Source organism: Microcoleus sp. T3_D1 (genome assembly GCF_036700405.1).
Lineage (GTDB): Bacteria > Cyanobacteriota > Cyanobacteriia > Cyanobacteriales > Microcoleaceae > Microcoleus.
This window is the reverse complement of record NZ_JAUBOV010000063.1, coordinates 38,819-46,601: the sequence shown is the minus strand read 5'-3', so window position 1 is coordinate 46,601 and position 7,783 is coordinate 38,819. Positions and strand designations below refer to the sequence as shown.

Genomic DNA, 7,783 nt, shown 5'->3' with positions numbered 1-7,783 from the left:
GGAGCCGTGTGCGGGGAAACTCGCAAGCACGGTTTTGTAGGAGAGGGTGGGAAGGCGACTTCCCACTCGACTTCAACGCGCTTTCCGCCGACAAAAGATGTTTGACATTTAAGGACGGTTTTGCTGCTGGAAAATTCAAATTAATCGGTAGTCGGGATTTGCATTTTTATGCACCCGATGAGATTAAACGGATTAGGGTTGTGCGTCGTGCCGACGGATACTACGCACAACTTTGCATCAATGTGGAGCGAAAAGAGGAACTTATTCCGACTGGTAAAGCTATTGGAATAGACGTGGGATTGAACCATTTCTATACCGATAGCGATGGTGAAACAGTGGCGAACCCTCGCCACCTCCGAAAAAGTGAAAAAGCTTTGAAGAGATTGCAAAAGCGAGTTTCTCGAAAAAAGAAAGGCTCAGGCAATCGAAGAAAAGCGATTAACAAGTTAGGAAGAAAGCACTTGAAGGTAAGTAGACAGCGTAAAGACTTCGCCATAAAGACGGCGTTGTGCGCGGTGAAATCTAGCGATTTTGTAGCCTACGAAGACCTTCAGGTTAAAAATATGGTTAAGAACCATAAACTTGCTAAATCAATCAGCGATGCAGCTTGGTCACAATTTGCTCAGTGGTTAGAATACTTTGGAAAAGTGTACGGCAAAACAGTAATTGCTGTAGCTCCTCAATACACTTCCCAAAACTGTTCAAATTGTGGCAATACTGTCAAGAAAACGCTATCGACTCGAACTCATATTTGCGGTTGCGGTGCGATACTAGATCGCGATCACAACGCCGCGAAAAACATTTGGGCGAAAGGATTGAAGCAAGCAGGAATTAATTTAAATACGGTGGGGCACACCGAAATTAACGCTTGGGGACAGACCGATCTCTACTCATTGGTGGTGACATCAACGAGCAAATCGACTGATTGATCCAAGAATCCTCGCGCCTTCAGGCCCAGGAGTGTCAAAATTGCAGACTCGGGCGCGATCGCACTTTATCTGCACCCGCTACCACTAAAACCCCGCAAATCGCGCCCGCAGTGCGACAGAATCGGGATTTGCGGGTTCGCGCAGTACGATCCTCTTCGAGGGCTTCGCTAACGGGCGCTTCATCAAGTTCGGAATTCTCAGGAGAATGTAAAAATCAAAGCATAACCCTTTTATTTGCCGCTTTCCTCATGCCTTTGCCGCGCCTGTTAACCTTAATTGCTGCTTTCTGCCTCACCCTGGGGCTGATTATTGGGCTGGTGAGTTCCTTAACAGGGCTTTACAGTCAAGTTGCGTGGTCTGCTTCTCCGCTGCTGGCTAATTTGCTGATTTTCCTGATAATTGTACTTTTGGGAACGCTAATTTTTGCGCTGGTTTACTATTTTAGGTTGCTGCAACGCCCCCAGAAAGTTAAGGGAAAACGGCCGATTACTCCGAAGATTCCTGTGGTGAAAAGTGAAGCAGCTTCGGAAAATCTCAAAGCAATCAGGCAACAAGTCGATCGCATTCAAGATGAAGTAGCGCGGCAAGCTTTGCTGTTGAGAGCCCGCGAAATTGAAGCTAGCATGGCTCGTGGCAGCGTTCGAGTAGTTGTTTTCGGCACCGGTTCTGCGGGCAAAACTTCCGCTGTGAATGCGCTGGTGGGGCGGATGGCGGGACAGGTGGGTGCGCCGATGGGAACTACCGAAGTTGGGGAAACTTATACTCTGAAATTGAAAGGAATCGATCGAGAATTAGCAATTACCGATACCCCAGGCATCTTGGAAGCGGGAGTTGCGGGAACTTACAGAGAGGAATTGGCGAGGCAGTTGGCGGCGAGGGCAGATTTGATCTTATTTGTTTTGGACGGCGATTTGCGAAAATCCGAGTACGAACCGCTGCGGACTTTGGCGGAAATTGGCAAAAGGTCGATCGTGGTTTTTAATAAAGTTGACCTTTATCCCGACACCGACAGAGATGAAATTCTCGATCGGCTGCGGCAGCGAGTCAAAGGTTTTGTATCAGCAATGGATGTAGTCGCGATTAGCGCCAATCCGCAAAAAGTTGTACTAGAAGACGGCACAATTTTTCAGCCAGACCCGGATATTATGCCATTAATTCGGCGCGTCGCTGCGATTTTACGAGCCGAAGGCGAAGACTTAATTGCGGACAATATTTTGCTGCAATCTCAGCACTTGGGAGACCAAGCGCGCAAGTTAATTGACGCTCAAAGGCGGCGGCAAGCTGATAAGGCAGTAGAGCGATTTCAGTGGATCGGAGCCGGAGTAATTGCCGTAACGCCTTTGCCAGTTGTGGATTTGTTAGCGACAGCAGCAGTTAACGCTCAAATGGTAGTAGAAATTGCCAAGATTTACGGCTGCGAATTAAATATCGATCGCGCGAAAGAATTGGCATTGTCTCTAGCAAAAACCCTAGCCAGTTTGGGAATAGTTGAAGGTGTAATTCAAGTAGTATCAAGGGCGCTGCAATTAAGCGTAGCCGGGTTTGTACTTGGCAAAGCAATTCAAGCAGTTAGTGCGGCTTATTTAACTAGAATTGCCGGTAAAAGTTTTATTGAATATTTCCGCCATGACCAAGATTGGGGCGATGGTGGCATCGCCGAAGTCGTGCAAAGGCAGTTTCAGTTAAATCGGAAAGACGAGTTTGTCAAAGCATTTGTCAAAGATGCGATCGCCCGCGTTGTCGAACCTCTGAACATCTATCAGCAGGAATCGGAACCAGAATTAGAAATGTCAGCGGAATTGGAATCAGAAATAGAACCAGAACCCTTGTATCAGCCGCCACAACAAGACGATTGGGAAACTTACAGCAACAAACGAAACGATGAGTGGTAATTGGGAATGGGGAATTGGGAATTGGGCATTGGGAATTGGGAATTGGGCATTGGGCATTGTCAACTATCAACTAAGAGGGCGGGCACAGGGGCACCGCCCCTACCAACTGTCAACTGTCAACTGACTAATTTCGCCCTTCCAACAAATAAACCATCATTTCTCCTTTACCTTTAATCTCAACAGCACCGCGCCTTTTAAACGAAAATTTATCTTTCAAACGCTCGTAAACCGCAGCCGTCACCTGAATTTCCCCCGGAATACCGCTTGATTCCATCCGCTGAGCAACATTTACTGTATCCCCCCACAAATCGTAACTAAATTTAGTTAAACCAATGACTCCCGCCACCACCCCACCAATATTTATCCCAATGCGGAGAGTAAAGCTGTGATTGTTTTTGAGATTGAAGCTAGCGAGAGCAGCTTGCATATCCAGTGCCATTTGGGCGATGGCAAAAGCGTGATTTTCCTGCGGTTCCGGCAAACCGCCAACTACCATGTAAGCGTCACCCATAGTTTTGATTTTCTCCAAACCGTGCCTTAACGATAACTCGTCAAATAGACTAAAAATTTGATTCAGAACTTTCACCGTTTCTGCCGCAGTTTTTTGAGATGCAAAATTCGTAAATCCCACCAAATCGGCGAATAAAACGCTGACATCCGAAAAGCTGTCAGCAATTATGCTTTGCCCCTCCTGCAAGCGCTCTGCAATCGGTTTCGGCAAAATATTTAATAGCAATTCTTCAATTTTTTCTTTCTGAGACTGGGTTGTTTCCAACAGCAACCGCGTTTCCATTTCTGCTTGTTCCCGATAGGCGATTTCCTGCTGTAACATCAGATTGTTCTCCCTCAGTTGCAACTCTAGTTCCCGCAGCCGCAATTGATTTTCTACCCTAGCTATCACCTCTACGGTTTGAAAAGGTTTAGTAATATAGTCCGCCCCGCCAGCATTAAAGGCTTTCACCTTCTCAGAAGCTTGTACCACAGCACTCAGAAAAATAATGGGAATGCCACGAGTGCTAGCGCTCGCTTTCAAGCGACTGCAAACTTCATAGCCATCCATATCGGGCATCATAATATCCAGCAAAATCAAGTCAGGCTGAGCCAAATCCACAGCATCGAGTGCCTGTTGCCCGCTAGATGCAGCTTCTACTTTATAGCCTTTCCTGGATAAGATCAGCTCCAGTAACAATAAGTTGTTAAGACTGTCATCCACAATTAAAACACGGCCCCTTAATTTTTCTGAAGATGGTTGATTCATGGGCTGGCTACGGGCTTAGTTAAACTTAATAAAATTAAGATTTGTTTAAATTTATAAATTACGCACCGGTGCGTCCCAACCTATTTTTTTTCACGGAAAGACGCATTGCCGAAGGCAAGCAAGAGGAAAAAAAACAGGTTTGTGAGGGCATGATTGCCTCCTCAACTCTAATTTATTATACTAATTTGTCAAAACCGCGAAAGCTGGGGCTAAAACTTCATATTGCGGATAAATTCGATCGCCTTGGGCGTCGATTGATGGACTGGCGAATTGATTCACTGCTTGCGGGCGGTTTTGAAACCAAAAATATCCCACCAGCCCCACCGCTGCAATTGGCACTACAAAAGACAAAAGAGACTACCCGGACACTTTGCAGGGATAATTTGCCCGAAATTATGACAAGAGTTGGATTCAAAAGTACGATCGACATCTTGGGCGGTTGAGAAATGGGCGTGATTTTTTAATCTGATGCTCCCTGAGTCTCCAGTGCCGCATTATATTAAGAAATATAACAATATTTTTACAGATGGGGGAGACTCCGGGGGGAGCAAGTCAATCGATTTTAGATTTTAGATTTTAGATTTTAGAATTGAAGCATTGACTTGCGCGAGATAAATTCGGGGGTTCCTTTATCGGATACAGGTTTTTTATTTCTGGACGGATGAATCACGTGGCGGGTATCCTGGATGCTTGATTGTCAAACCGAGCGATCGGATCGAACACAACTTTGATAAGATGTAAGATTGACAACAAAATTTGCTATTGTGCGTCCGGGTAAAAACAATGAGCGATCGACCAATTATTCTCGGTATTGTCGGAGACAGCGCAGCGGGCAAAACCACCCTGACGCGGGGAATTGCCCAAGTATTAGGGCCTGAAAATGTCACTGTGATTTGCACTGACGACTATCATCGCTACGACAGAAAGCAGCGGGCCGAAATCGGAATCACAGCATTGCATCCCGACTGCAATCACCTCGACATCATGCAGCAGCACCTCAGCCTGCTGCGTACCGGACAAGCAATTCTCAAACCCATCTACAACCACACGACAGGTACATTCGACCCACCGGAATACATCAAGCCCAGCAAATTTGTAATCGTTGAAGGTTTGCTGGGTTACGCAACCCGAACAATCCGCGATTCTTACGACGTAAAAGTGTATCTTGCTCCTCCCGAAGAATTGCGAGCTCAGTGGAAAGTTAAGCGCGATGTCATGAAGCGCGGTTATACTGAAGAACAGGTGCTTGCAGAAATAAAAAAACGCGAACCGGACTCTGAAGACTTCATTCGTCCTCAGCGCAAATCGGCCGACGTTGTAGTTAGTTTTTACCCGCCAGAAGCGGACAATCAATCGAATTTGAACGTCCGTTTAGTTCTCAGACCGACAATTCCTCACCCTGATTTTACTGAAATTTTAGGTCGAGGCAGCGAGAGTTTTAAACCTGCAATTCGCTTGGGACTCGATCGGGATATGGGCAAACCAGTTGACGTTTTGGAAGTAGACTCCCACGCTACCAGCGAGCAAGTAAACGAACTGGAAATGATGTTGTGTAGCGAGTTGCCACACCTGCGGGGATTTTGCTCCGCCCAAGGCAACCCGGAAATTGGCAAACTTATCGGCACAACGGGCGAAGTTTTGCAAAGTTACCCGCTAGCTTTGACGCAGTTGCTAGTTGCATATCACATGATGAAAGCAATTCATGTCTATTAGTTAGTTGGCAGTTGGCAGTTGGCAGTTGTTGGTTGTTAGTTGTTGGTTGTTATTGCAAGGATTAATAACCAATAACCAATAACCAATAACTAATGTAGTCGCAAAGTCGGGTTAGCAGTGCCTAATTGCTGAAGTGGCATGGAGACTGGCAACTGACTTTGAGGTGCAGGCAGCATTTCGCCTCGGAAGTCGAGGAGGGTGACGAGCAGCAGGTAGGCTACTGCTAAAATGATAGAAATCACCCCAGTGATAATAGCAACAAGTTTTGAACGATCCATATTCAGCAAATTTTAAGTGCAGCTAATATTAGTTTAACATTAAAAAGAGCGATTATTACTGAACTTATGCCATAGAATATAATCAGGTGCTACTTATTTCGCTTACGAAAATGGAACCTCTTATAGATGCGCCAACTTCCACCGAGATGCCCGGAGCTACCCCAGTGGTGGAAACATTTAATCTGGGGAAGTTCTACCGTACCGGCTTCTGGATGAATGAAAAAATTGAATCGCTCAAAAATTGCACTCTGACTGTCTCTGAGGGGGAAACTTTTGGGTTGTTAGGGCAAAATGGAGCTGGGAAAACTACGCTGCTGAAAACTTTGCTGGGTATAGTGCGGCCGACTTCTGGCAGGGCGCTGCTGTTGGGGAGGCCTTTGGGCGATCGCACCGTGAAGCAGCGAGTCGGCTATTTGCCAGAAAATCCCTATTTTTACGATTATCTCACGGGCTGGGAATTCTTGCAATTTGCAGCGGGGTTATTTCAAATTCCCCCCTCAATTCAGCGACAGCGAATTCCGAATTTGCTAGACTTAGTTGGGCTATCTCAATCGGCGGCAATTAAAAAACAGTTGCGCCAGTATTCTAAGGGCATGCTGCAACGGATCGGCATGGCTCAAGCTTTGATTAACAATCCCGATGTGGTATTTTTAGATGAGCCGATGTCTGGTTTAGATCCGATGGGACGCTATCAGATGCGGGAGATAATTTTATCGCTGAAAAATCAAGGAAAAACAATTTTTTTTAATTCGCATATATTGTCTGATGTGGAGAAGATTTGCGATCGAGTGGCAATTTTGGCGAAGGGTGAGTTAATCTGCATTGGTGCGATCGACGAACTCTTGGGTAATACTGAAACTTACCGGGTTGAAGGTAGGGGCGGGCACTTGAATATCCTGCAAAAATGGATACCGGATATGGAAGTTGATGATGATTTGTGGTACGGTCATTTGCAGGGCGATCCGAAGGAGTTTCTTTCTAGTCTGAGCGGTACGGGAGGGCAGCTAATTGGGATGAATTTGGCTAAGCCTAGTTTGGAAGAGTTTTTTATGCAGCAACTGCAAGAAAGAGGGATTTATTCTAGTGGTTGAAGTATCTTAAAAGAGGTAGATTGGGATTGATGGTGGCGCGGGGGCGGGTTTATGAGATTGTGGGTTTTTGGCAATTATTGTCGGTGAACCCGCCCCTACAGATTTATTGACAATAATGCAATATATAGCTCACATTTTGCACCATTTTTCTGCCTCCTGTAGGGGCGGGTTCACCAACAGATTTAACGGGTGCAGACAGGTTAAATAAACCCGCCCTCCCGGTTTTTATAGTTATTTTGAAAGAGGTAGATTGGGATTGATGGTGGCGCGGGGGCGGGTTTATAAGATTGTCGGTTTTTGGCAATTATTTTCGGTGAACCCGCCCCTACAAAGTTATTGAAAATGGTGCAATATATCAGTTGAATCTCACATTATGCGCCATTTTCATACATCCTGTAGGGGCGGGTTCACCAACAGATTTAATGGTGCAGACAGGTTAAATAAACCCGCCCTCCAGGTTTTTCTAGTTATTTTGAAAGAGGTAGATTGCGATTGATGGTGGCGCGGGGGCGGGTTTATGAGATTGTGGGTTTTTGGCAATTATTGTCGGTGAACCCGCCCATACAAAGTTATTAAGAATAGTGCAATATATCAGTTTAATATTACATTATGCACCATTTTC

7 protein-coding genes are annotated in these 7,783 nt (G+C 45.8%); 5 read left to right on the top strand and 2 right to left on the bottom strand.

Annotated features, from left to right (window positions below):
- A partial coding sequence (locus QT992_RS24095) for a transposase (protein WP_333377873.1) occupies positions 1–929 on the top strand: 929 nt, incomplete at its 5' end.
- Positions 930–1,177: 248 nt separating this feature from the next.
- Positions 1,178–2,821, top strand: coding sequence for a GTP-binding protein (locus QT992_RS24090; protein ID WP_333377876.1), 1,644 nt, complete (start codon positions 1,178–1,180; stop codon positions 2,819–2,821).
- A 124-nt stretch (positions 2,822–2,945) separates the two neighbouring features.
- On the opposite strand, the gene QT992_RS24085 is transcribed toward QT992_RS24090, so the two are convergent.
- Positions 2,946–4,079: an adenylate/guanylate cyclase domain-containing protein gene (locus QT992_RS24085; protein WP_333377870.1), complete on the bottom strand. Its 1,134-nt coding sequence runs from the start codon at positions 4,077–4,079 to the stop codon at positions 2,946–2,948.
- Between the two features lie 41 nt (positions 4,080–4,120).
- Here QT992_RS24085 and QT992_RS24080 point away from each other — a divergent pair, with 41 nt between their 5' ends.
- Positions 4,121–4,522 (top strand): hypothetical protein, encoded by a 402-nt coding sequence (locus QT992_RS24080; protein WP_333320740.1) that lies wholly within the window; start codon positions 4,121–4,123, stop codon positions 4,520–4,522.
- A gap of 340 nt (positions 4,523–4,862) precedes the next feature.
- Positions 4,863–5,792 (top strand): phosphoribulokinase, encoded by a 930-nt coding sequence (locus QT992_RS24075; RefSeq protein ID WP_333320741.1) that lies wholly within the window; start codon positions 4,863–4,865, stop codon positions 5,790–5,792.
- Positions 5,793–5,881: 89 nt separating this feature from the next.
- On the opposite strand, the gene QT992_RS24070 is transcribed toward QT992_RS24075, so the two are convergent.
- Positions 5,882–6,070, bottom strand: a complete 189-nt coding sequence (locus QT992_RS24070; protein WP_333320743.1) for a hypothetical protein — start codon at positions 6,068–6,070, stop codon at positions 5,882–5,884.
- A 110-nt stretch (positions 6,071–6,180) separates the two neighbouring features.
- On the opposite strand from QT992_RS24070, the gene QT992_RS24065 reads away from it, so the two are divergent.
- A complete protein-coding gene (locus QT992_RS24065) occupies positions 6,181–7,161 on the top strand; it encodes an ABC transporter ATP-binding protein (RefSeq protein ID WP_333320745.1) in 981 nt (326 codons plus the stop codon).
- The last annotated feature ends 622 nt before the right edge of the window (positions 7,162–7,783 follow it).